The 23,171-nt window shown below is 49.4% G+C and carries 24 protein-coding genes; 10 read left to right on the forward strand and 14 right to left on the reverse strand.

The window, feature by feature from the left end; translation table 11 throughout:
• Positions 1-7: 7 nt before the first annotated feature.
• Together FJ444_RS02950 and FJ444_RS02955 are read right to left on the reverse strand one after the other, a co-directional pair.
• Positions 8-1,183: a FecR domain-containing protein gene (locus tag FJ444_RS02950; protein ID WP_140956406.1), complete on the reverse strand. Its 1,176-nt coding sequence runs from the start codon at positions 1,181-1,183 to the stop codon at positions 8-10.
• Positions 1,156-2,508, reverse strand: coding sequence for a porin family protein (locus tag FJ444_RS02955; RefSeq protein WP_181405040.1), 1,353 nt, complete (start codon positions 2,506-2,508; stop codon positions 1,156-1,158). The genes FJ444_RS02950 and FJ444_RS02955 overlap by 28 nt, the downstream gene beginning before the upstream one ends.
• Positions 2,509-2,789: 281 nt before the next feature.
• Between FJ444_RS02955 and earP the strand changes: the two genes are divergently transcribed.
• Both earP and efp read left to right on the forward strand, forming a co-directional pair.
• Positions 2,790-3,908, forward strand: coding sequence for an elongation factor P maturation arginine rhamnosyltransferase EarP (gene earP / locus FJ444_RS02960; RefSeq protein WP_140956408.1), 1,119 nt, complete (start codon positions 2,790-2,792; stop codon positions 3,906-3,908).
• A gap of 45 nt (positions 3,909-3,953) precedes the next feature.
• A complete protein-coding gene (efp, locus tag FJ444_RS02965; protein ID WP_140956409.1) occupies positions 3,954-4,526 on the forward strand; it encodes an elongation factor P in 573 nt (190 codons plus the stop codon).
• A gap of 448 nt (positions 4,527-4,974) precedes the next feature.
• On the opposite strand, the gene FJ444_RS02970 is transcribed toward efp, so the two are convergent.
• Genes FJ444_RS02970 through FJ444_RS02990 form a run of 5 tightly spaced genes read right to left on the reverse strand, consistent with a single transcriptional unit; the run spans position 4,975 to position 7,809 of the window.
• Complete coding sequence (locus tag FJ444_RS02970) at positions 4,975-5,784, reverse strand: putative DNA-binding domain-containing protein (RefSeq protein WP_140956410.1); 810 nt, start codon at positions 5,782-5,784, stop codon at positions 4,975-4,977.
• Positions 5,781-6,674 carry a DUF692 family multinuclear iron-containing protein gene (locus FJ444_RS02975; protein ID WP_140956411.1) on the reverse strand — a complete coding sequence of 298 codons (894 nt, stop codon included), beginning with the start codon at positions 6,672-6,674 and terminating at the stop codon, positions 5,781-5,783. The genes FJ444_RS02970 and FJ444_RS02975 overlap by 4 nt, the downstream gene beginning before the upstream one ends.
• 30 nt (positions 6,675-6,704) lie before the next feature.
• Positions 6,705-6,989, reverse strand: coding sequence for a DUF2282 domain-containing protein (locus FJ444_RS02980; protein ID WP_140956412.1), 285 nt, complete (start codon positions 6,987-6,989; stop codon positions 6,705-6,707).
• 19 nt (positions 6,990-7,008) lie between these two features.
• Positions 7,009-7,326, reverse strand: coding sequence for a co-chaperone YbbN (locus FJ444_RS02985; RefSeq protein ID WP_140956413.1), 318 nt, complete (start codon positions 7,324-7,326; stop codon positions 7,009-7,011).
• Positions 7,327-7,332: 6 nt separating this feature from the next.
• Positions 7,333-7,809 (reverse strand): YHS domain-containing (seleno)protein, encoded by a 477-nt coding sequence (locus FJ444_RS02990; protein WP_140956414.1) that lies wholly within the window; start codon positions 7,807-7,809, stop codon positions 7,333-7,335.
• 239 nt (positions 7,810-8,048) lie between these two features.
• Between FJ444_RS02990 and FJ444_RS02995 the strand changes: the two genes are divergently transcribed.
• Together FJ444_RS02995 and FJ444_RS03000 are read left to right on the forward strand one after the other, a co-directional pair.
• Positions 8,049-8,486, forward strand: coding sequence for a DUF1772 domain-containing protein (locus FJ444_RS02995; protein WP_140956415.1), 438 nt, complete (start codon positions 8,049-8,051; stop codon positions 8,484-8,486).
• 18 nt (positions 8,487-8,504) lie between these two features.
• Entirely contained in the window at positions 8,505-9,539 is a 1,035-nt protein-coding gene (locus tag FJ444_RS03000) for an AraC family transcriptional regulator (RefSeq protein WP_255438937.1), read from the forward strand.
• A 5-nt stretch (positions 9,540-9,544) separates the two neighbouring features.
• On the opposite strand, the gene FJ444_RS03005 is transcribed toward FJ444_RS03000, so the two are convergent.
• Complete coding sequence (locus tag FJ444_RS03005; RefSeq protein WP_140956416.1) at positions 9,545-9,844, reverse strand: hypothetical protein; 300 nt, start codon at positions 9,842-9,844, stop codon at positions 9,545-9,547.
• 147 nt (positions 9,845-9,991) lie between these two features.
• Between FJ444_RS03005 and FJ444_RS03010 the strand changes: the two genes are divergently transcribed.
• Entirely contained in the window at positions 9,992-10,519 is a 528-nt protein-coding gene (locus FJ444_RS03010; protein WP_181405041.1) for a DUF1569 domain-containing protein, read from the forward strand.
• A gap of 407 nt (positions 10,520-10,926) precedes the next feature.
• A complete protein-coding gene (locus tag FJ444_RS03015) occupies positions 10,927-13,593 on the forward strand; it encodes a TonB-dependent receptor (RefSeq protein ID WP_140956418.1) in 2,667 nt (888 codons plus the stop codon).
• A 71-nt stretch (positions 13,594-13,664) separates the two neighbouring features.
• Here FJ444_RS03015 and FJ444_RS03020 read toward each other — a convergent pair whose 3' ends face one another.
• Genes FJ444_RS03020 through FJ444_RS03040 form a run of 5 tightly spaced genes read right to left on the reverse strand, consistent with a single transcriptional unit; the run spans position 13,665 to position 18,263 of the window.
• Positions 13,665-14,411, reverse strand: coding sequence for an SDR family oxidoreductase (locus tag FJ444_RS03020; RefSeq protein ID WP_140956419.1), 747 nt, complete (start codon positions 14,409-14,411; stop codon positions 13,665-13,667).
• 11 nt (positions 14,412-14,422) lie between these two features.
• On the reverse strand, positions 14,423-15,121 hold the full coding sequence (locus FJ444_RS03025) for a histidine phosphatase family protein (RefSeq protein WP_140956420.1): 699 nt from the start codon (positions 15,119-15,121) through the stop codon (positions 14,423-14,425).
• A 2-nt stretch (positions 15,122-15,123) separates the two neighbouring features.
• Entirely contained in the window at positions 15,124-16,188 is a 1,065-nt protein-coding gene (locus FJ444_RS03030; RefSeq protein WP_140956421.1) for a phosphotransferase family protein, read from the reverse strand.
• Between the two features lie 6 nt (positions 16,189-16,194).
• Positions 16,195-17,001, reverse strand: a complete 807-nt coding sequence (locus FJ444_RS03035; RefSeq protein ID WP_140956422.1) for an SDR family oxidoreductase — start codon at positions 16,999-17,001, stop codon at positions 16,195-16,197.
• A gap of 23 nt (positions 17,002-17,024) precedes the next feature.
• Entirely contained in the window at positions 17,025-18,263 is a 1,239-nt protein-coding gene (locus tag FJ444_RS03040) for an acyl-CoA dehydrogenase family protein (protein ID WP_140956423.1), read from the reverse strand.
• A 112-nt stretch (positions 18,264-18,375) separates the two neighbouring features.
• Here FJ444_RS03040 and FJ444_RS03045 point away from each other — a divergent pair, with 112 nt between their 5' ends.
• The 4 genes from FJ444_RS03045 (at position 18,376) to FJ444_RS03060 (ending at position 22,528) form a co-directional block, all read left to right on the forward strand.
• Positions 18,376-19,269 (forward strand): LysR family transcriptional regulator, encoded by an 894-nt coding sequence (locus FJ444_RS03045; protein ID WP_140956424.1) that lies wholly within the window; start codon positions 18,376-18,378, stop codon positions 19,267-19,269.
• Positions 19,270-19,363: 94 nt separating this feature from the next.
• On the forward strand, positions 19,364-20,086 hold the full coding sequence (locus FJ444_RS03050; protein WP_140956469.1) for a glycosyltransferase family 2 protein: 723 nt from the start codon (positions 19,364-19,366) through the stop codon (positions 20,084-20,086).
• Positions 20,079-20,819, forward strand: coding sequence for a TVP38/TMEM64 family protein (locus FJ444_RS03055; RefSeq protein WP_140956425.1), 741 nt, complete (start codon positions 20,079-20,081; stop codon positions 20,817-20,819). The genes FJ444_RS03050 and FJ444_RS03055 overlap by 8 nt, the downstream gene beginning before the upstream one ends.
• Positions 20,816-22,528: a glycosyltransferase family 39 protein gene (locus FJ444_RS03060; protein WP_140956426.1), complete on the forward strand. Its 1,713-nt coding sequence runs from the start codon at positions 20,816-20,818 to the stop codon at positions 22,526-22,528. The genes FJ444_RS03055 and FJ444_RS03060 overlap by 4 nt, the downstream gene beginning before the upstream one ends.
• 42 nt (positions 22,529-22,570) lie before the next feature.
• Here FJ444_RS03060 and FJ444_RS03065 read toward each other — a convergent pair whose 3' ends face one another.
• Positions 22,571-23,119 carry a carboxymuconolactone decarboxylase family protein gene (locus tag FJ444_RS03065; RefSeq protein WP_140956427.1) on the reverse strand — a complete coding sequence of 183 codons (549 nt, stop codon included), beginning with the start codon at positions 23,117-23,119 and terminating at the stop codon, positions 22,571-22,573.
• Positions 23,120-23,171: the final 52 nt, after the last annotated feature.

The raw sequence follows: 23,171 nt of genomic DNA on the forward strand, positions 1-23,171 counted from the left end.
TCCCGCCCTAAGGCTTGTCCCTGATCAGAAAAGTACCACCTGCCTGAATATCTGGCTGCTCTTGCTCCGATAATGCAAAATTCCCGAGGATAGCGCTTTCATTATCAATGAATATGCCGTCAAGTACACCTCGCGCAATCTGATTATTGTGTGATGCAAAGTTAATCGAAACATCCAGCCCCTGAGTATCTATGTTGCCATTAAAGGCAGCAAACCATGCCCCCCCCTCATCGTTGAATGACAAATTTCCGGTTGTAATTCTAGACGCACTAAAATCAACAGACATCGACATCGCAAAGTCACTCGCCAGTCCCTGGGTACTGGTCAAAGAAGCAAAAATAACATCATCAAAAACAACCTGTCCCGACCGATTGAAGGTCTCGCCTTCCGACAATATCCAATCACCAGTAATGAAATCATTATTTACATGCGCATCATTGTGATCTACCAACTCAGACAACGACAACATTGCGAATTCAAACGGGTAAGCCGTCAGCGTTTCAAACTCCCTGGTTCGGCTATGACCTTTGGCAAACGCAGTAGGGGGCGCTAACAAAAATTCAACGGTGCCGTCGGCATGCACAACCGCAAACTGAAATTGCTGAGTTGGTCCCAAAGAAAACGCCGGTTGGACTGTACCCGTTGACACCCTGACATCTATGATCCCATTCCATGCAGCCAGAAACAGGTCGCTATTGCGCATTTCTGCTTCATAATGCGTGCCTCTCACACCAATAGAGGCAACAGGGGTAGTTAGTTGGTAATTGTCACTGGATTGTTGTATTAATCCCGTCACCGTTCTCAGCCCCCCCTTCAGCAACGACATTCGCACCTTGCCTTCCCGGGAACTGGGATTAAATTCATAGTCCAGAATATTCAGTTCGCTGTCTTCCTGTAAGGACAGCATACCGCCATCCGCCATTCGCAGTTGAGCGGCACTGTTGATACCTGTAGCCACAAGATCCTGCATAAACACGGGATCACGACGCGACAACTCGCGACGTTGTTGCGGATCAGTCGCAATCACATCTCCGCGCGCCATGATAGTTTTTCCTGCCTGCTGAGACTCTTCAGTTTGTGCCTGTACCGATGTCACTGCAAAAGCGACGCTGACCCAAACAGCGGTCAGTACTCCACACATCATTACCCGGGAGGTTAAAACTGGTATGTTGCGCGCAGCCATAACTTGCTCCTTGAATAGTCGTAAAATGCCACATTGCTGCTGTTGTTCAGCCAACTGAATTCCGCACTCACTTGCCAGTTTTGAGAATAACGGTAGCGGAGTTGCGCCGATAATATAACCAGATTATCTTCGCGTGTGACGCCGAAAACAGGGTGATATCCAGCATGGCGGGCCTGCTGTGCAAATAGTGATGTGATGATGTCCCAGTCAGATGCCAATTGCTGGCTAAACTGTAAGGACGCTGATAGCAGATCACGTGAATTAAACTCATAATCACTATCGGCGTTTTCCGACGCTGCGCTTACCGTGACCTTCCCGCTTCCATTGCCCACGTCATGTTGCAGCCAGGCGCTGGCAGCCAACTGATTGCGCGACAGTGGCGAAAACGCATCATACTCGAGTTGTGCGAATGTAAGCTCGCCGCCAGCAAGTAGTGACTTAGCCACAGGAACACTTAATTGCTGGCGAATGCCGAAGTAACTGAGATACCCTTCGCCATCTACCCATAAGGGCTGATAAAAGGCACTGGTTAACGACATCAGACTATCGAAACGCCTCTGATAACCGCCAGCCAATCGAACGTCGGCGCGCGATAACGCATTGTCATCTGTATACTGCGTTGCAACCAAACCTGCAGAAACGTACCAGTCAGCAAGCTGATTCACCGCTTGGGTGTAGCGGCTTTGGCCACTAACACTATATCCTGCACTGCCGGTAGCCAGGCTTTCATCAAATACCAGCACCTGACCAAGTGTCGGCAAATCAATAACCGCATCCTCGATACCGTTATTCGGATTATTGTCGTAACCGGCGCCAACACTCAACGAATGTTCCCATCCGCCTTCTGCTTCTGATTCTTTGCTCTGAATACGGGCTATAGCTTTGTCTAACTGCAGTTTATCCGCCGGATTCAGCGGCAGTGTTTTTGCTGCACGCAATTCCTGCTGAGCAGCTTTAGTATTGCCAAGAGAAAAATAGCAACTAGCAAGAGCCAGACGAACGGCCAGGTCTTCCGGGCTTTCCTGGATACTCCGCTCGAGTGCATAAACACCCTTCTCGCACTGCTCCGCTGCTTGCGCCAGCAAACCGAATATTCGATCAAAAGCAGGATCACCTTCCTGCTCAATAAGCAGCTTCTCAGCTTGTTGATAGGCACTGGTAAACTGCTGGTTCTGGTAAGCCTGTTCCAAATATTCAACAGTTACAGAAGATGTTGCTCGCGCATACGCAGACGTCACCAGCAGGCAAGCACAATACACTACGGCCTTTGAAAAACGCCGTTGTAGCTGATGTTGTGGGTTGGTATTCATAATAGTGAAGCGCACCGCGTTCCTTGCTTTAGCGCAGTATACCGCCAAAAACTGTTTAAAAAATAGCCCGCCGTGTGTTTTATTTAAGAAAAAATGTCCGGGAATTACCCCGGCTTTCACACGGAATTGGTATCACATGCTCGTCCGGACTAACAAGATGAAACAAGCCCAACCGCGTTCAGACAATACAATAAATTCATAGTGGCACATGGGTATATCCAGCCCTAACAACAATGTGTTCCTACATCGCCGGGATCATTTATACTCACGGCTTTATCACTGTGCAGGTTTGTTGGATGAAGAGCTGGGATATTTTTTGTCATGTCGTTGATAACTATGGCGACATAGGTGTGACATGGCGTCTGGCCAGGCAGCTCAGTGCAGAGTACAAACAGTCTGTGCGTTTACTGGTGGATGATCTGGGAGCATTCCGCCATTTGTGCCCGCAGGTTAACCCGTTATGCCAAACCCAACAAGTTGAGGGGGTTGAGATAGTTCATTGGCAACCGCAATTGCATGTTGAACCAGCGGATATAGTCATTGAAGCCTTTGCCTGCGAACTGCCGCAACACATAAAAATAGCAATGGCCGAGCGTTCGCCTGCCTCGTTGTGGATCAACCTTGAATATTTAAGTGCCGAAGCGTGGGTAGAGGGGTGCCATTTACTGCCCTCTCCGCAGCTTTGCGGTCCAAGCAAATACTTTTACTTTCCGGGTTTTACTAACAACACCGGCGGTTTGCTGCGCGAACAGACACTGCTGCAACAACGCCAGCAATTTGATACTGAGCAGCAGCGGCTTTTTCTGTTGAGTCTGGGAGTAAGCCGCGCGCCTAGCAGCATGTTGGTTTCACTGTTTACCTACGAGAATCCGCATATCGACAGTTGGCTAAATACACTTGCAAAAGGTGAGCAACACTATCAGTTGTTAGTACCGCCCGGTCGCATTGTGGCAGATATTGCGCGCTGGCTGAGTATCGACACACTGCAACCCGGCAATAGTTACTCACGTGGGCAGGTTACCATTCAGGCCATTCCATTTGTTACCCAACAAGCGTACGACTCACTGTTGTGGAGTTGTGACCTGAATCTGGTGCGCGGTGAAGACTCATTTGTTCGGGCGCAATGGGCCGGTAAACCTTTTTTGTGGCACATATACCAGCAGCAGGATGATATTCATCTCGACAAGCTCAACGCGTTCCTCGATCGTTACCTGCACAGCGCAAACCCAGCTACCGCAGAGGCTGTAAGGCAGTGGTGGCTGAGCTGGAACACACAAAAAAGCCTCTCCACCAGTTGGTTAGCCTGGCAACAACACAGTAAAAATCTGCAATGCCATGCAGAAAATTGGTGTGCTGCGCTATCAGAACAACAAAGTCTAGCGGAAAAGCTATGTACATTTGTGCGGAACTGCTAGAATCGCGCGAAAATCTCCCCCTTAACTTTTACACTGGGTAGCTTCGTGAAAACAGCACAAGATATTAAAGTAAACAACGTGATCCTTATTGACGGCGCGCCTTGGATTGTTCAGAAAGCTGAATACACCAAATCTGGCCGCAACAGTGCGATCATGAAAATGAAATTGAAGAACCTGATCAGCGGCTCAACCAGCGAGACCGTATACAAGTTCGACGACAAAGTTGAGCAAGTGATCCTGGATCAAATCGACGTAACCTACTCTTACAAAGCCGACGACATGTATGTGTTCGTGGATGAAGAGTACAACCAGTACGAACTCAACGAAGAAGACATCGAAAGCGTATTGCCTTATATCGTTGATGGCATGAGCGACGTATGTAGCGCGGTATTCTTCAACGGCAAAGTTATTTCTGTTGATCTGCCAACCACTATCGTTCGTCAGTTAACTTACACTGAAGCTTCTGCTCGTGGCGACACCAGTGGCAAGGTAATGAAGCCTGCTAATCTGGCCAATGGCACCACAATTAAGGTACCGGATTTCTGTCAGGTTGATGACTGGATTGAAATCGATACCCGTAACGGCGAATACAAATCACGCGCTAAAGCGCCAGTTTGATAGCCGACCTGATATCTGATTAGCTATCTGTTCAGCTAGTCTATCTATATTGTTGCGACCACCCTGGTGGTCGCAACAATGTTCACACTACATCACGCCCCTCTTTTTTTTAAGCACTTCCCGCAGTCTTTGATAATGCGGCATCACCTGAGCCTGAACTAGGGCGTGTTGATCTTTGCTGTATTAATTTTGTTCGTTCTAGGTGTTCAGCGATCGCGGCGCATGTTCGCAGGTGCAGTGGTTCTGCATCAAGAGCATGCAACAAAGATCAACACGCCCTAATTTTCCCCGATGATTTGGAGCCCATGTTTGCTCAAACGCGATCATTTTTCTTTTTATATCCAACCATAAAACCGACATAAAAAAAGCGGCGCATTGACGCTGACTTACCGGGCAGGAGTGTAGTGCCGGAGTCCATCAGCGTTGCGCCGCAAGCAGGAGGGTGGGATCACCTCTGAGACAAAATCGTATTTATCCACTCATGTTCAATGGCGTAAGCAAGCCATTGCGCAAAATCAATGCCCGGATACGCATCCAGTAGCGCCGACAAGGACATACCCTGCTGCACGCCCTGCAGCCAGGCAAACGCTTGTTCATCAATGGCCTCAGCGTTGGGTTTATTGCGATGCTGATACACTACGGCATAGTTTGCCGATTGACGGTTCTGCATAATGCTCTCCAAAGCCTCAGTAGACAGGCTGTCTGGGTTAGCGGTTTGGCGGTGCAGTTGCCACAATGGCTGCACCGGATACGCACTTTCAAGTACCACTAATGAAGGTTGCAGGCTAAGTACAATCTGGTTGGGATCGTCATCAGTTAGCAGCGACAAACTGGCTCGGTTAAACGCATCAACGCGACGTCGACCAGCCTCGTGCACGGCCCATTCCAGCTGTGCGACGCCGGCTAAATAAGGATGATCTGCCGCCAGTTCACTACTGGCAATCAGAGAAGGTAATTGCCCGCCCCACTCTGCCCAGTCACCCGTTGTTGGTTTAGCCCAGGCCAGTAATCGTTGCGCAAGAATAAACATGGCCTGTTCGCCCACCATTTGCTGCAACACCGGATAAGTAATAGTTAAACTGCGAGCCGCGGTCATTTGCAGGTTGCGTTGGTATATTTGCAACGCGCGGGGCGGCACGCCACTCAACGACGATTGGGTAAAAATATCGGTTACCAGTGCATGCTGGCGCTTTCCGGTAAGCTGATGTCCGGACCAGTCCTGCTTACCGGCTACGTGGTTTTGTGCGGGCTCATTCATGACATAGCCTCCATCAGGGTTTGCGCTAATATAAACCGGGCTGTACCGGCTTCTTCCTGCAGACGCTCCCAGGTGGGCAACTGATTATCCCACTCAATCAAGGTAGCGGCACCGGGAAACATATGGATTGCCTGTTGATACAGTGCCCAACACGCATGGGACACGGGCTGACTGTGATCATCTACAATCAGTTCGCCAGGCTGCACTTCACTGCTACCGGCAAGATGAATTTCTTTAACGGCCCCGGTAGGCAGGGTTTTGAGCCAGGTAGTGGCGTACTGCGCCAGATTATGGGCGTGGAAGTTACGGCCATTTACCAGCACATTATTTAAGTCCACCAGCAGCCCACACCCGGTTAACGTAGCTGCGGCGGCCAAAAACTCGGCTTCATGCATGGGATCGCTGCGCTGATCCACATAGCTAACAATATTTTCTATTAACAACTGCCGGCCCAGCGCCTGCTGTACAAGGTCGATGTTGTCTACCAGAATATCCAGCGACGCCCGGTTATACGTAATGGGTAGCAGATCCCCGGCATGCAGCCGCTGATTGCCAACTTGCCCCCAGGTAAAACACGCGTGATCAGACACCAGAATAGGATTGACTCGGTTTACCAGTTCGCAAAACCGTTTCAGGTACCGGCTGTCCACGCCAGAGGCCGATCCAAGTCCCATCGCGGTGCCATGGATGCTCAGCGGATAGTATTCGGCTATTGCCTCTAAAAATGGTGGGATCATGCCCCCTTCTGCAAAGAAGTTTTCGGCATGAATCTCCAGAAAATCAACGGAGTGAGATGTCTGCGTCAGCGCCTCGTTATAGTGCTCGTGACGCAGGCCCACACCCACCCTGGTGCTCTCTACACGCTCATAGTGTTGTGACATAGCAGACATCAGCATCTCCTTATTGACTCATCAGGCTAATTAGCCTTTTTTAGCCGCGTCGTAACGCTTCTTGGCTTCGTCTTTCAACATACCGCCCAGTGATTCACAGGTACCTTTGGCTACCAGTTTCCACTCACCGGGATCGTTATCTACGGTAGATTGCCCTGCGCAGGAATGGGTACCCGCCAGGTTACCGCAATCATTCTGACCCGCTGCAGAAATGCCGTAACACTTCTCTTTGCCTGCCGCATGCGCCGGTGCTGAGGCAGCGGCCGCTAATGCCATGGCCAGCGCGGCCGCAGCGATTTTTTGCTTCTGATTCATAGTGACATCCTTACAATCATTAATTCAGATGATGTGACACCCACTTGTTCAGTTCGCCGTAATTCGACAATCCAACGTGTGTGTCTAAACGTTTGGTGCGATCCATCAGGATCAGTGTCGGCACTGCCCGTACACCCAGCATCTGGGCTAAACCATGCTCTTCGTCAGCATCCACTTTCACTACCCGCAGCGAGCCTTTATGGGCCTGCTCCAGCAGGTTGATAATGGGAGTTAACTGTTTACAAGGTCCGCACCAGGAGGCGGTGAACCACAACATCACCACCTGCTCAGGATACTCATGGCCGTTCGACAATATGCCTTTCAGCTCGGATTCCATCTTTGCTTAGTCCTCGGCGTTAGTCGCTTCAACCGACAGACCTTCGATGCCATCCCATACGCGATAAGCGGTTTTCAGGTGTCCGGGTACGTCTTCCATCCATTTTTTCTGAACGGTTTTGTTCAGGTTTAAAAACAGCTTGTCGTCTTTGATGTAGAACGCATCAGGATCCACATCCAGCTTTTTGTTCAGCGCAACACCCATGGCACAGTAGCCGCCGAATTGTGGGGCGTAATGCTCAGCATCCGCTTTAAACATGTCGCGGTTCTTCGCGCTTGAAAAACGGTAAATTGCACCTTCATAAGTAGCAGTGTACTTTGCAGAGCCCTCTACGGCTTTGTGCTGAACAAAGTAGGCAACGGGATCGTAACCGTGAATAGCCACATCGTTCTCGCCCAGGTTAACCGCTGATGCAAACGACAGACTGCTGAATAACAGTGAGCCAGCCAGGCCCGCCAGTTTTAACGCGTTTAATACTTTCATTGCTCTTTCCTCATAATATCGCCGAATGTCGGCTGGGTAGTTGTGGGCAAGGCTGTTTGCCTTCCCTGAGATATAAGGTATGAAATTCGCGATGGCTAAAGGCAACTGAAACACTTCAAAAGCAGCCTGAACGTCCAAACCGTATTTTGGACGTTTGGTAAGTGTATGTGTACGTAATGTCACGTGCGCGCAGGCGCGTATGCACATAATACCGGTATCACTCAACCGGAGGCATAACCATGCTTGTATTAAACGTACTCACTACACTGGGGCAACTCAGCATGCTCATTATGATGGGCATTTACTTTATCTTTTCCTGCACGGTAATGCGGGCATTAAGGCAATCTGAACAGGGGGCAGAGATCATGGTACTGATCAACCGGGAAATACTTAACCCGCTATTTTATCTGTGCTTTTTTGGCTCGGCAGTGGCGTCACTCACTTTCGTGTTATCCCGTTCTAACCATTATCTTGCCGGGCTGATATTTTTTATTGGTACCTTTATGGTGACGCTTATAAAGAATGTCCCCCTTAACAACGCCTTATTAGAAGCAAGCGGGGATGCGTCGTTACAACATACTTGGCAAACCTACCTTACCAAGTGGTTATTCTGGAATCACGTTCGCTCAGTAACAGCCATAGTAAGTGGCGCGCTGCTGCTGTGGCCCGCCGCGTAATAGCGGGGGAATCGTGTTATGTGCTCTGCAATTCGCGTATATTGGAGTGAAACATATCAACACAGCACAGGCAGACCCAACGCAATGGCATTCAACCACAAGCAGCGCGCCGACACGCCTATAGACGACAGTCCGTTAGGTAAACTGCTGAATAACCTGCATATTGCTACTGCTTTTTGTACCGATTCTGTGTTGAGTGAGCCTTGGGCCATCAGTATGCCAACTATCCCGCATTGCCTGATGTTTCACTTGGTATTAGAAGGCAATGCAGAATTTCAGTTCGACAAGACCGCCTGTAAATTGGGAATCCATGACTTCATTTTGTTTCCACGCGGTGAAGGCCATCATTTAAAAGGCAAATCTAATGCCCTTTTTAGCCCGCTGGCATCATTACCTATAACCTGTGTGTCAGAGCGTTATGAAACCCTTATGTATGGCGGCAAAGGTGAGTCAAGCCGCTTGTTGTGTGGCGCGCTTTTCTTTACTCATCCGTTAGCGCAAAAACTGCTGTCTGGGCTGCCAACGGCACTGGTCATTCGCCAATCCAACCGTCACACACACACCATGGTGAAGCAGATCAGTACACTGATTCGAACCGAAACCCAGCATGTGGGTATGGGTACCGAAGCGGTATTATCCAGACTGGCCGAAATTCTGATTATTGCCGTACTACGTGAACATCTGAACTCCCTGGAACCAGGCACGTTGGGCTGGCTTAGTGTGTTGTCGGATAACCGCATAGCAAAAGCCTTGCATCTGATTCATCAGTCACCGGAACAGCACTGGCGGTTAGGCACACTGGCAAAAGAAGTGGGCATGTCACGCACCAATTTTGCTCAGCAATTCAAGCAACTGGTTGGCAATACGCCGATGGACTATTTAACCGAATGGCGAATGTCTCTGGCTTATTCAAGGCTACAATTCGGCAATGATTCGCTGCTCGCCATTGCGCTGGATTTGGGATATCAGTCTGAGTCGGCTTTGTCCCGGGCATTTAAGAAAGTAATAGGAAAAAGCCCACGTGAAGTAAGACGCGGGGAAACGACCCGTTGAGCAGATTACGGCTCAAGAGGCTCGTATAAAGATGCGGTTGCCGCTTTCAGCCCCGCGTGGGGTAAAAACTGATCAGAGATAGTCAGAATAGCGTGCACGTTGTTGGTCAGCTTTTGCAAATCAATATCGCCGGGTTTTACCGACGTTTGCAGTAAATGCAGTGCCATATCGGCCAGCAACAAACGCTGCTTTTCCTGCCAATCCGGGCTGCCTTTGGATGCCGGGTGAGTAAAGTATGCCGACTCAACCAAATCGTGTAGTTTCCAGCTGGCTTTAATAATACTTGCGCGATCGGCGTCTTTCATAAGCAGCCTCCAGATAAGGGCAATCGTCTATGCGAGTGGATATAACTGAATTTAACGAAAAGTTTATCCATCCGACATCATCAGTACTATACAGATCGTCCCAATTGTCATACTGTTTCGCTCTACTTTATGCAAAACACACATCTTATGAACCGACGTACTTTTCTTATTTCTGCGCTGTCCTGCGGTGCCATTGGAATAGCAGGTGGAAGTTTCTGGCTGAGCCAACCCGCTAATCAGGAAGATCTGAGTATTCAGGCATTACTGGATTTTCTGGCCTCGCTGGACGCCAGCAAGCTCCGTTCAGACACCCGTTGGTCAGTTGCCCAAACGTTTTATCACATGGCGCAAAGTGTGGATTATTCCATCAGTGGCTACCCTCAGCATAAACCCGATTGGTTTAAATCAACGTTGGGCGCTGCTGCTTTTTCAGTTTTTGCCGCCAAACGAGAAATGACCCACAACCTGGAAGAAGCGATTCCTGGTGCACCCGATGCGCCCATAACGCTGTCTCCCGATGAGGCCATTGCGCAGTTGATGACTTCGCTAAAACGCTTTCAGCACTATGAAGGCCCGCTGGCCGATCATTTTGCGTATGGTTCGTTGAACAAACACGAATATGCCCTTGCCCACGTCATGCACGTTCGAAACCACTTTGAACAAATAGACAGTTAGCAATTGGCTGTGGAATTATCAGCCGAGCAGATTGCTACATACCAGTCTAAACACCCCCTATTGGTTATACAAATAATTAACGAATCAAGTATAAGAAATCGTTAATCTTTAAATTTTCGTAATATTCACTTTAACACTCATCAAAAACAAAAATATCAAGCCATTGATTAATATCAACAAAAAATTAAATTAACTAAATTTCGCTTATTTAAAAGCAGAAATCGTTAATGAAATGTTGACTGTATTATTATCATACAATAATATCCTTCCCCCATAATAATAACAAAACCATGTGCGGCACCCGACATCGGGACGTCGTAAACCTTACTCAGCGCAGCCCTACGCTCATCACCAGCAGTGGTTTACCGTGAGTGTTGCGCAACTACAAACAATCTTGGAGAAGATACATGTTTAAACGTGCACAGGTAGCAAGTGCCATTCTTGCGGCATTAGCCTCTCAGTCATTGTATGCTCAGGACACCAATCAAGCTTCCGAAGACACTATTGAAATCATCGACGTACGTGGGGTTAAAGCCAGCTTAAACTCCGCGCAAAATATGAAAATGAATGCGTCGACTATCTCTGATCTTATTGTTGCCGAGGACATCGGTAAATTACCTGACAACAGCGTAGCGGCTGCACTTCAGCGCGTAACGGGTATTCAGGTTTCGCGCACGAACGGAGAAGTGGCTCAGGTATTAATTCGCGGCTTACCAGACATCGTTACCACAATGAACGGTCGCAATATCTTCACTACAACCGGCCGCTCTTTGTCTCTGACCGATGTGCCAGCCGATCTGGTTTACTCGGTTGACGTAAAAAAATCGATCAGTGCTTCTGATATCGAAGGTGGTATCGCAGGTAGCATCGATATCCAACTGCGTAAACCATTTGATTTTGACGATGGTTTCTCTGCGGCAGGCGGTTTGCGTTATGTCTACAGTGATGAAGCTGAGTCATGGAACCCGATTGGCAGTGTTACCCTGAATAACAACTGGGATAACAGCAATGGCCGCTTTGGCGCCATGTTAAGCGTGTCTCATCAGAGCAGTGACTTCCAGGACCAGGTAAACTTTGTTACTGCGCCCTTTACACTGCCAGATTCAGTTGTAAACAACCCGAATTCAGCACCACTCAATGTGGCTGGTGAGCCAGCGCTGGCACCGAATGTGATTGGTGGCTATTTCCGTTACGGTGATCGCACTCGTGATTCCTTTAACGCCACCTTCCAGTTTGCACCTGACAGCAACAGCACCTATTACTTTGACGTGTTTGGTGTGAAATACGAGCAAAACAGCCAACTGAACTTCTGGGTACCTATTCCTAGCTGGGGTGGTTGGGGCAATGGCTATGTTGAGTCATATAAAGAAGGCTCTAACGTGGCGCAATCTGTGGTTCGCCCTGATGCGCCGGGTACCATTACCAGTAACCAGTCGTTCTTTAATGAATCAGAAACCTACCAGTTTGCACTGGGCGGCGAATGGCTGTTCGACAATGTGACGATTAAATCAGACCTGGCTTACACCGATACAGAAGCAAACAATAAAGGCTTTATTCTTGATTTAGCGTTCTTTGCCGACACCATCATCTACGATTTCGACAAAAACGGCGCAGGCATCTCTGACGTACAAATCCTTGATGCAAGTGGTCAGCCTTATGACATGACTGATCTTAGCCAGTACTACCTGTGGACTAACTTTGACAGTCTGGGGCATCAGGAAGGTGACGCTATTGACTGGACACTGGATGCGAACATTGCATTGGATTCCTGGATCCACTCTGTTGAAGTTGGCTTACGCGTTAATGAGCGCTCAGCCTTTAATCAGGAAGCCGATACCGGTGGCCGTGGCAATATCTCTGGTCGCGACGTGCTGCTTACTGAATTCCCGGGACTGGAAGATTACTCACCGGCTGGCTACATGAGCGACGTTACATCACTAAACAACACCCAGTGGTTAACGCCTAACGCGTCGTACTTATTAGCCAACCGCGGTGACATCCGTGAGGCAATGGGTTATTCACGTGCCGATCCAGACTTCCTGCCAGCGCGCTATTACGACAACACTGAAAACAACTATGCGATTTACGCTCAGGCTAATTTCTCGACAGACATTGGCGGCATGCTGTTAGACGGTGAAGCGGGTGTGCGCGTAGTGAAGCTGGAATCAGAACTCAACGGCAACAGCATCACTGATGGTGTAGTAACGCCAATTACGGTAAACACCAGTTCAACACAAGTATTGCCAGCCGTGAACATGCGTCTTCAGGTTACCGACGAGCTTTATGTTCGTGCCGCTTATGGCAAGACCATCAACCGTCCGAACTTTGCAGACCTCAACCCAAGTGCAACTTACTTCCTGCCCTCAGAAACGGGTACACTGGGCTACGGTAATGGCGGTAACCCTGAACTGGATTCCGTGGAGTCGCAAAACTACGATCTGGCAGCAGAATGGTACTTTGGCGAAGCCAGTTCATTAACCGCAACCGTGTTCTACCGCGATATCGACGGTTACGTGAAATACGTTGCGATACCTGAAACTATCAATGGTAACGAGTTCTCTATTACCCGCCCGGTAAACAGTGGTGCGGGCTCCCTTGAAGGGGTTGAGCTGGCCTACACTCAGTTCTTCGAAAACCTGCCTGAAATGCTGGACGGCCTGGGTATCCAACTAAACACCACGTTAATGGATCACGAAGCGGAAAACGCAGCCGGCGTTATGGAGCCGCTGCCTAACGTATCAGACAAGTCTTACAACGCTATCCTGATGTATGAGCGCGATGGTCTGAACGTGCGTCTGGCATACAACTGGCGTAGCGAGTGGTACGGCAGCTTCAATGAAGCGGGTGACCAGCCTGGTAGCTCAGTGATTCACGAAGCAATCAGCTCTTTGGACTTCTCAGTGAACTACGATGTAAATGAGAACCTGACAATCAGCTTCGACGGCACTAACCTGGCCGATGACGTAGCCAACGATTATTTCGGCGGCGACTCTGCAGCCGATGCCCGTTTGTATCCGCGTGATACTTATATTCGTGACCGCACCTTCTCCCTGGGTGTGCGTTACAGAATGTAATCTCTACTTTATTTTAAGCATTAAGAAACCCGCCTGTTGGCGGGTTTCTTTTTTGTTTCAATTGAACCTAGCTAGCTCATTTTGGCAATCCAGCTTTGCGGCGCAATACGCAAAATCCAGTGCAACCAGGCCCAGGGCCAGGTGGGTACATAGCTGTTTGCCTTTTCTTTGTTGATGGCTTTTACCATTGCTTTACAACCCGTTTCAGTATCTACAATAAAGGGCACCTTTTTTACCTTTTCGTTTATTTCACTGCGGATGAATCCTGGGTGAATGCAGGTTACCTTTATGGGCGTGTTACGCACATCTATGCGAATGCCCTCCGACAACGACGTGATAGCCGCTTTGGTGGCAGCATACACGGTCATGGCCCTGCGGAAGCCCCGCACCGCACTTATAGAAGAAATCGTCACCAGATGACCGGCGTTTTGCTCGCGAAAAATCTCCATTGCCGCTTCGCATTGCGCTATCGCCGACACAAAGTTAGTGACCGCCGTTTGCTTATTCGCATGAAAATAGCCGGTACCAATTGATGCACCTTTGCCCATACCGGCATTCACTATTACCCGGTCCAGGCTGCCCATGTCGTCGCGAAAGGCTTTAAACACATCAAACACAGCCTCGTGATCATCCACATCCAGCGAACGAATAAATACCTTTATACCCGGATTAATGACCTGCAACTGCGATTTTAGGGCTTCCAGTCGGTCTGCGCGCCGGGCACAAAGCGCCAGATTACAGCCCTGTTTAGCAAATTCTATCGCCATCCCATGGCCGAGTCCTGAACTTGCGCCGGTGATCAAAATATTGTTACGCATTGTTATTCTCTTTATTTGTAAGTGATCAGTGAACCGCTGGAAGGCGTGTCCAAATGCTGATGTTCGTTTACCGACGACACCATTAACCGCCCTCCCGTACGCAGGATTTTTGTGATCCCCGTATTCACCAACGTCCAGTTAAGGTTAAACCAATTCGTTTCAGGGAGCTGCATCAGGCTGGCAACTACCAGTGCAATCGGCCCGCCCGAGGTCACTACCAGCGCTTGCTGGCCTTTTTCTAATCCAGCGAACGTCGTATCCAGTGCCGATATCACTCGCCCTTTAAACTCGCGCCAGCTTTCGGTGTAATCGGCATCATGCTGGCCACTTTGCCAGCGTGTTACCGCCCGAGTAAACACGGTTAAAAACGCTTTTTCGGGATGAGACTGAGCCAATAAATACTTACGCATACTCGCGGCGGTTGCCAGTCTTGTGTCAAATCCGCCCAGTACACTGTGATGATCAATCTCGTTCCAGTCAGGGTTAATTGGCGCGTTGGGTAACGCCTTTGAAAAACCTTGCTGCAAGGCACTGAGTGTTTGGCCATGACGCTGCATGCCGCCACACACTATCTGATCAAACGCAATCCCCCGGCGCAACAAGTCTTCGCCAGTGCGCCGGGCTTGCTGTTCGCCTAACGCAGACAGCGCATCGTAATCATCGGCTTCAAAGCTGGCCTGCCCGTGGCGCAGTAAATATACGCAACTCATGGCTAACGCCCCTTAATGGCACGCTCACAGCGCCACAGTAAATAATGCACAAATATCCAGAAGCGTTTAAATGCCGGGTTGCGGGTTTGTTTGTGATGGTAACGGTAGTAAATTTGCTGGGCAATCGCCGCGAGCCTGAACAACCCGTACACTTCGTAAAAGCGAAAATCATCCACATCCAGCGACATGCTCGACATGTAATATTCGACAATCTCTTTGCGACTCATCATACCGGGCAGGTGCGTGGGCTGGCGACGGGTCATTTGCGCCATAAAATCATCACCGGGCTCTACCCAATAAGCCAGCGTATTGCCCAAATCCATAAGCGGATCGCCCAGGGTAGCCAGTTCCCAATCGAGTACCGCCATAATGCGGGTAACATCGCTGGGATCCAGCACCAGGTTATCCAGTCTGAAGTCATTGTGGGTTAAGCAAATATGTTCTTTTGTCGGCAGGTTGTTCTCCAACCAGCGAATAACCTTGTTGCCGGACGGCACATTCCAGGTTTTAGCTTTCTGATAGCGCGTGCGCCAGCCGCTGATTTGCCGTTCGGTATAGCCTTCGCCTTTGCCCAGATGCTCAAGTCCGGCCTGCTCGTAATCAACACTGTGCAGTGCAATCAGACTGTCGAACATGTTTTTACACAGTTGCTGGCTTTGCGCTTCGGTGACTTCAAGACCGCGGGGAAAATGCTTACGCGGGATCACGCCGGTGATTTTTTCCATTACGTAAAAATCACTGCCAATCAGGCTGTCGTCGTTACAATACCCCACCATAGCGGGTACATAGTGATATACCGGTTTCAGGGCCTGCTGAAGACGAAATTCGCGGCCCATATCGTGTGCCCCTTTAGCCTTGGTGCCCGCCGGTGCCCTTCGCAAAATGAATTCGGCTTCGGGATAACTCAGGCAGTACGTCCAGTTCGACGCTCCGCCTGAATACTGAGTTACCTCGGGCAAACCCGACAGGCCATTTACCTGTTGCGTTAACCAGGCGTGTACCGGCTCAACCGGCAGGTTTTCGCCTGCTCTTACCGATCCCGCTTTGTCTACGTAGGGTGTAGTCATTGTGTGTTATTGCCCCATTTTTCGTAACCGTTTGGTGTGGTCGGCCATCATTTTAAAGTAATACTCCGGGAACCAGCGTTTGATGCGGTAAGCTTTTTTCCCTTCTTTATGGCTCAGCAACATAAATTGCCCTGCCTGCACACCGTCGAACGCACAGTTCGCAACGTCGTCGGCGCCAATTTGCGCTTTGTCGAGCAGCCGCGTCACCACGCCTTTCATGGCCGGGTTTGCACTGCGCACTGACTCATCGAGGTTGGTTTTAAAAAAGCCCGGACACAACACACTGACACCAATCCTGGCATCAATCAGTTCCAGTTTCATGGTTTCAGAAAAACTTACAATCGCGGCCTTACTGGCGTTATACGATGCCATCACCGGCGCTGCAGTAATACCCGCCTGAGATGCCACATTGAGCAGGTAGCCACCGCCTTGCGCTTTTAGCAAGGGTAGCATGGCCCGGGTCATTCTCACCGCGCCAAGTACGTTAATATCGAGTACCCAGGCCCATTGTTCTATATCTTCTTCTATCAGGCTTCCTGCGGTTGCTACCCCTGCGTTATTAACGAGTAAATCTACCGACGGCCAGATTTCACTTACCCGCTCCACCAGTGCCTTAACGTCGCTGTCGCTGCGAATGTCACAATGCACATACCACGCTTGGCGCCCTAGCGCGGTCAACTCTGCTATTACCTCCTGCCCACGCTTGGCGTGAATATCGGCAATCACAATATCGGCACCTGCCCTGGCCCAACGTAATGCCAGTGCTCTGCCCAGTCCCGACGCGCCGCCTGTTACTACCACACGTTGCTGCATAGTCTCACTCCTTGTTAGCCCGGTTATTTCGCCGCGTCAGCGGCTTTGTATTTCGCCAGTTCCAAACGCGACACCATGGCTTTATGTACTTCATCCGGTCCATCGGCCAATCGCAAACTGCGAGCCATGGCAGCAAACCCAGCCAAGGGAAAATCGCCACACATGCCCGCCCCACCATGCATTTGAATAGCCATATCCACCACTTGTTGCAGCATATTGGGCACTACCACCTTAATGGCAGATATTTCGGTCATGGCCTGTTTTACACCAACGTTATCAATTTTCCAGGCGGCACTTAGTGTAAGTAACCGGGCCTGATCAATAAGCATTCTGGCGTCGGCCACCCGTTCTAAATTGCCGCCTAATTTGATAATCGGCTGTCCAAACGCCACCCGCGAAGCGCCGCGGCGAATCATTAACGACAAAGCGCGCTCTGCGGCGCCAATGGCGCGCATACAATGATGTACTCTGCCAGGTCCTAAACGCCCCTGGGCAATGGCAAAACCTTTCCCCAGCCCCATAATAATGTGTGAAGCAGGTACCCTCACGTTGTCAAAATGCATTTCGCCATGACCATAAGGGGCATCGTAGTCGCCGTATGCGGTAAGCATGCGTTTAATCGTGAGTCCGGGGGTATCCAGCGGCACCAGTACCATACTGTGGCGGCTGTGTTTTTCAGCGTCTGGGTTAGATAGCCCCATCACAATGGCAATCCTGGCATTGGGGTGGCCTAATCCGGTTGTCCACCATTTGCTGCCATTTATAATCAACTCATCGCCGTCTGGTGTTATGGTGACCTGCATATTGGTGGCGTCGGAAGACGCTACGTCGGGCTCGGTCATACCAAACACCGAGCGAATTTCGCCATTTAGCAACGGTGTTAACCAACGAGCTTTCTGCTCTTCGCTGCCAAAGTGATACAACACTTCCATGTTACCGGTGTCGGGCGCGTTACAATTGAAAATCTCTGGCGCCAGCAAGCTTTGCCCCATGGCTTCTGCCACGGGTGCGTAATCCACGCAACTTAGCCCTTGCCCTAACGTTGCGTCAGGTAAAAATAAATTCCACAGTCCTTCAACTTTGGCCTTGTTTTTTAATTCCTGCACGGTGGGATTGAGCTGCCACTGCCGCCAGTTGCCATGTCCATTATTCGCATGGTTGTCCTGCATGATGCGGGCTTCATTTGGCAGCACGTAACGCTGCATAAATTCACTGACGCGAGCCACGTACTCGCGGCTTCTTTCACTGTGCTCAAAATTCATAAGGTCACAACCGGCTTGTTGTTTATTTGTTAACAAGTCTAACCAGTTGCATTTGATGAATGAAGTGAAATTCAGTACATTCAAACTATGAATTAAATTCACAGTACTTACTATGCCAGACAAGCCTCTTCAACAGTTGGATCTTAATCTTCTGAAGATTTTTGAAGCACTTTACGAAGAACAAAATATGACACGCGCGGCAGAGCGCCTGTTTATCACGCCGTCGGCCATTAGTCATGCCGTAAAGCGATTACGCGAGCATATGAACGATCCCCTGTTTGAACGCAAAGCGTCGCGTATGCAACCCACCAGCCTGTGCCGACGTATTGCGCCATTGTTACTCTCGCATTTGAACGGGTTGCGCATGGCGGTACAGCAATTTACCCGATTTGACCCTGCCAGCAGTGAACAGCGGTTTAATATTATGATCCACGATGCTCTGGAACCCTTGTTTATTCCTGCGCTGTTCACCCGAATGCGCTCGCTTGCGCCTGATGTACAATTGGCCTGCCGTCCGCTGGATCGCCCCAACATTAGCCGACATCTGGCTACCGGGCAGGCCGATATCGCCATTGACGTTGCACTACCGTTATCCAAACCCGTGTTACATCAGCGACTCAGCACCGACGAATTTGTGGTGTTGCGCAGTCGGCACCATCAAAAAGCGTTAACACAGGAGGAGTATTTATCAGCCCAGCATATTACGGTGAGTCACCGGGCAACCGGACGGGTTATTGAAGACATCAATTTGCAACAGCAAAGTATTAACCGCCAACAGGTATTACGCTGTCAAAGCTATCAAACCGCCAAGCTTTTATTAAAAAATAGCGAATACTTACTTACTATTCCAACATCCATAGCAAAAGGATTGCTGGATGAAACATTAGAAATTGTTGCGCTCCCGGTAACCTTGCCAGGGCTGGATATCGACATGTACTGGCATGAAAATAGTGAGCAGGATGAAGCGATTCGCTGGTTGCGCGAGCAAATACGATTGGTTTCGTAATTAGACAAATTGTTTTATATATTCTACCTTAAGCCTACCTTAAGGTTGCCTCTTTATAGTTGAGGCACATAAAAAAGATAAGAGTGTGGACGTTTTGCTTTCTGTAGTTATCCCTGCCAAAAATGAACAGGACAATATTGAACCATTGGTAAGTGAGATCGTTGCTGCTTTGGGGAGCGACTACCCTTTTGAGGTTATTTATGTCGATGACGGCAGTACAGATAACACCTATCGTGTGCTGCGTTCACTGGCATTGAGTCGTTTTCCCCAGTTACGTGTGTTAAAGCATGCTTATTCTGTGGGTCAAAGCACTGCTGTTTACACGGGCGTGTACCATGCCAAAGGCGAGCTGATTGTTACCCTCGACGCCGATGGTCAAAACGATCCCGCTGATATCCCGGCATTACTGGACGCCGCAAAGTCCTTCTCTTCTTCCCAGTGTTTTTGTATTGCCGGTTACCGAAAAAACCGCAAAGATACCGCATGGAAACGATTCCAATCCCGCATTGCAAATGGCATTCGCAGTCGTTTTCTAAACGATGACACGCCTGATTCCGGCTGTGGGATTAAACTGTTTCCTCGCGAGACATTCCTGAAATTACCGTATTTTGATCACATGCATCGCTTTATTCCTGCACTGGTAAAACGCCAGGGCGGTGAAATTCGAGTGGTCCCGGTGAATCATCGCGATCGCAGACACGGCACATCCAATTACACCATGTTAAGCCGATTATGGGTGGGCATAGTTGATATGTTTGGCGTGTTATGGCTACAAAGACGCGCCAAAATTGCGCAGGTTGTGTTTGAAGATGAATAAACATAAGTTCCAACCCATGGTGAAAAACAGTGTGTATTTGCTGTTTATATTGCTTGCCTGTTTGGGTGTAAGTGAACTCGTGCGACATTTACCTGCGGTTGCGGCGTTCAATCAGGATTGGGTGGATGTCAATACACGCAATAACGGCTGGGTAGGGATTGCCTATTTTGTTGGCATGGCTTGCGCATTAACTGCTATTGGCTTGCCGCGTCAGCTTACTGCATTTTTAGCTGGGTACGCCTTTGGATTCGGTGAAGGGTTGGTGTACTCGCTGATTGGCACAACAGTTAGCTGCGCCGCAGTATTTGCCTTTTCCCGCACGTTTGCGCGACGTACCTTACGCAGAAAATACGCCAGCAAAATTGCCAGACTCGACAACTTCGTTGCCATTAAGCCTTTTCTGATGACCATCGTTATCCGCCTGATGCCGTTTGGTAATAATCTTGCTACCAACCTGGTGGCGGGTGTGAGTCATGTACCGGCCAGGGTATTTATAACCGGCTCGATGATTGGCTATATTCCGCAAATGGCAATTTTTGCACTCATGGGCAAAGGAATACTGGTGCAATCCTATTGGAAAATTGGCTTAAGCGTGGGTATGCTTGGTTTATCTTCCTTACTTGGGGTTTATTTGTACAAGCAATATAAAGCCGAGCGACTTAGCGTATCCTCATCTAACACCACTACATCAGTCAGCGCCGCCTCCACTACATCACCTTCGCAGTCTGTATGATGAAGTCACCCTCTATGGCAGCGCCTGCCGTATATCAGGCGTACCCTCTCGTTGTATTACTGTCATTCGCCGCACTCCTGATTTTAACCGGATTAGGACTTCGCGATCCCTGGCCTGCAGATGAACCCCGTTTTGCCCTTATCGCCCGCGATATGGTAGACACCGGCCAGTGGTTTTTCCCCATGCGGGGAGGCGAGATATACCCTGATAAGCCCCCGGTATTTATGTGGGCCATTGCGATGTTTTATGCCCTCACTGGGAATCTGAAACTGGCTTTTTTGTTGCCCTCAGCACTGGCAGGACTTGCCACCGTATGGCTGGTTTACGACTTGGGCCGCCGCTTATGGAACGTGAACACCGGCTTTATTGCCGGCTTGTTAATGCTGTTTACTGTGCAGTTTACGTTGCAAGCCAAAACCGCTCAAATCGACGCGTTGGTATGCGCCTTTATCACCCTTGGTTGCTATGGCTTATTGCGCTTTATGCTTACCGACGGCTTATGGCGCTGGTACTACCTGGCCTGGTTTTCCATGGGGCTGGGGGTAATAACAAAAGGCGTGGGCTTTTTACCCGCGCTTATGCTGGTGCCCTACTGGCTTTATCGCATAAAAACTAAAAACACACTGGTAATGCGTCCCTACCGGGCAACTGCGTTAAAATGGTGGCTTGGGCCGGTGGTTATGCTGTTTGCAATTTCCCTGTGGTTTGTCCCCATGTACTACCTGGTGTCTGTTAGCGACAATCCTGCGTTTCATGCGTATCGCGATAACATTCTGTTTAAACAAACGGTTACCCGCTACGCCGACTCCTGGCACCATATCAAACCATTTTGGTATTACCTGACTTCGGTGATCCCCGTATTCTGGCTGCCTGTTAGTGTGGCTTTACCCTGGCTGGTCCCCAAATGGTGGCGGGCCATCCGGCAAATGGACGCCCGTATTCTGCTCCCCGCAGGCTGGATAGTTCTGTTACTCCTTTTCTTTAGCCTGAGTCCGGGTAAACGCGGCGTCTATATTCTGCCCGCCGTACCTATGCTAGCGTTAATTGCCGCGCCCTATTGCACAGAGCTACTTTGCCGCCGTGGGTTAAGCAGATTGATATTTGGATTATGTGCCGTGCTCACTGTGATTTTCGCGATAGCAGGTATTAGCGCATTAGTCGACGCGCACTGGATAAAACGCGCACTGGCCGATTACGATGTAGATACAGCAGGCTTTTTCATCACTGCCGCATTGTTAGGTGCAGTGTCGTTATTGGTGGGATACCGGCAAGCGATGTGGAAGAGCTGGCCCATACTCATTAGTGGATTATGGATATTGTACAGCACCTGGGGGTACCACCTAATGGGCCCGATACGCACGCCCGAATCAGTGTTCGCCAGTATGCAGCAACACATACCTGATGATTCGCAGATTGCGCTGGTTGAATTTGCGGAGCAATTTATTCTATTTTCACCCTATCCGGTAACACACTTTGGCTATCACACACCAACAAACGTGCAGCTTCAGGGAGCGAATCAATGGCTAGATGGCGACGGCAAGCGATACCTTTTACTGGCCGATGAGCAGTTGCAACAAAGCTGTTTTAACGCAGAACAAGCGATTGAGGTAGGCTTTGCACATCGCCACAATTGGTATGTGGTAAATGCTGACGCGAAAACCGCAGATTGCGAGTATCCAGCCGACCCCGTTAAGCAATACGGCCGGTAACATCCGGCCGTATTGGTAATAATAAAGTGCTGGCGCAAAAAACTATTTAGTCCAGTTAAACTTTGCAAACGGTGCATCCACCGGCGTATGACCAATGTGGTTAATGTAATTACTCATTACTTTTTGCGCCAATCCCATAATAATTTCCAGTACATGGCGCTCTTCATAGCCAGCAGAATAAAAGGCGTCCAATTCAGCAGCCGACACCACACCCCGGTTGCGGGTTATTAACAGTGTCATATCCTGTAGCGCCTGCAACTTTGCAGTTGGCATTGGCTGTTGATTGCGCAATGCCTCGGTCAATTCTGCACTCACTTTCATCGCATGGGCAATTGCAGTATGTGCTGGCACACAGTAATGGCAGCCATGTTCAACATTAATGGTTTGCCATACAACGGTTAACTCTTCTGCATTAAAAGACGTTTTTTGAAATAAATCATGCAGTGCTTTGTAGCCTTCCAATACCTGAGGTGATGCGGCCATAATGCCATGCAAATTCGGCAACATACCAAAGGCCTTCACTGATTCTTCCAGCATAGGTTTACTGGCTTCAGGGGCTGATTCAATCGTGTGAATGGTGAGAGATGTCATTGCTGTTTCCTTATTTTAAACTATTTTGTACCAATCGGTACGTAAAGAAATT

Source organism: Aestuariibacter sp. GS-14 (genome assembly GCF_006494365.1).
In the GTDB taxonomy this organism is placed as follows: domain Bacteria; phylum Pseudomonadota; class Gammaproteobacteria; order Enterobacterales; family Alteromonadaceae; genus Alteromonas; species Alteromonas mangrovi.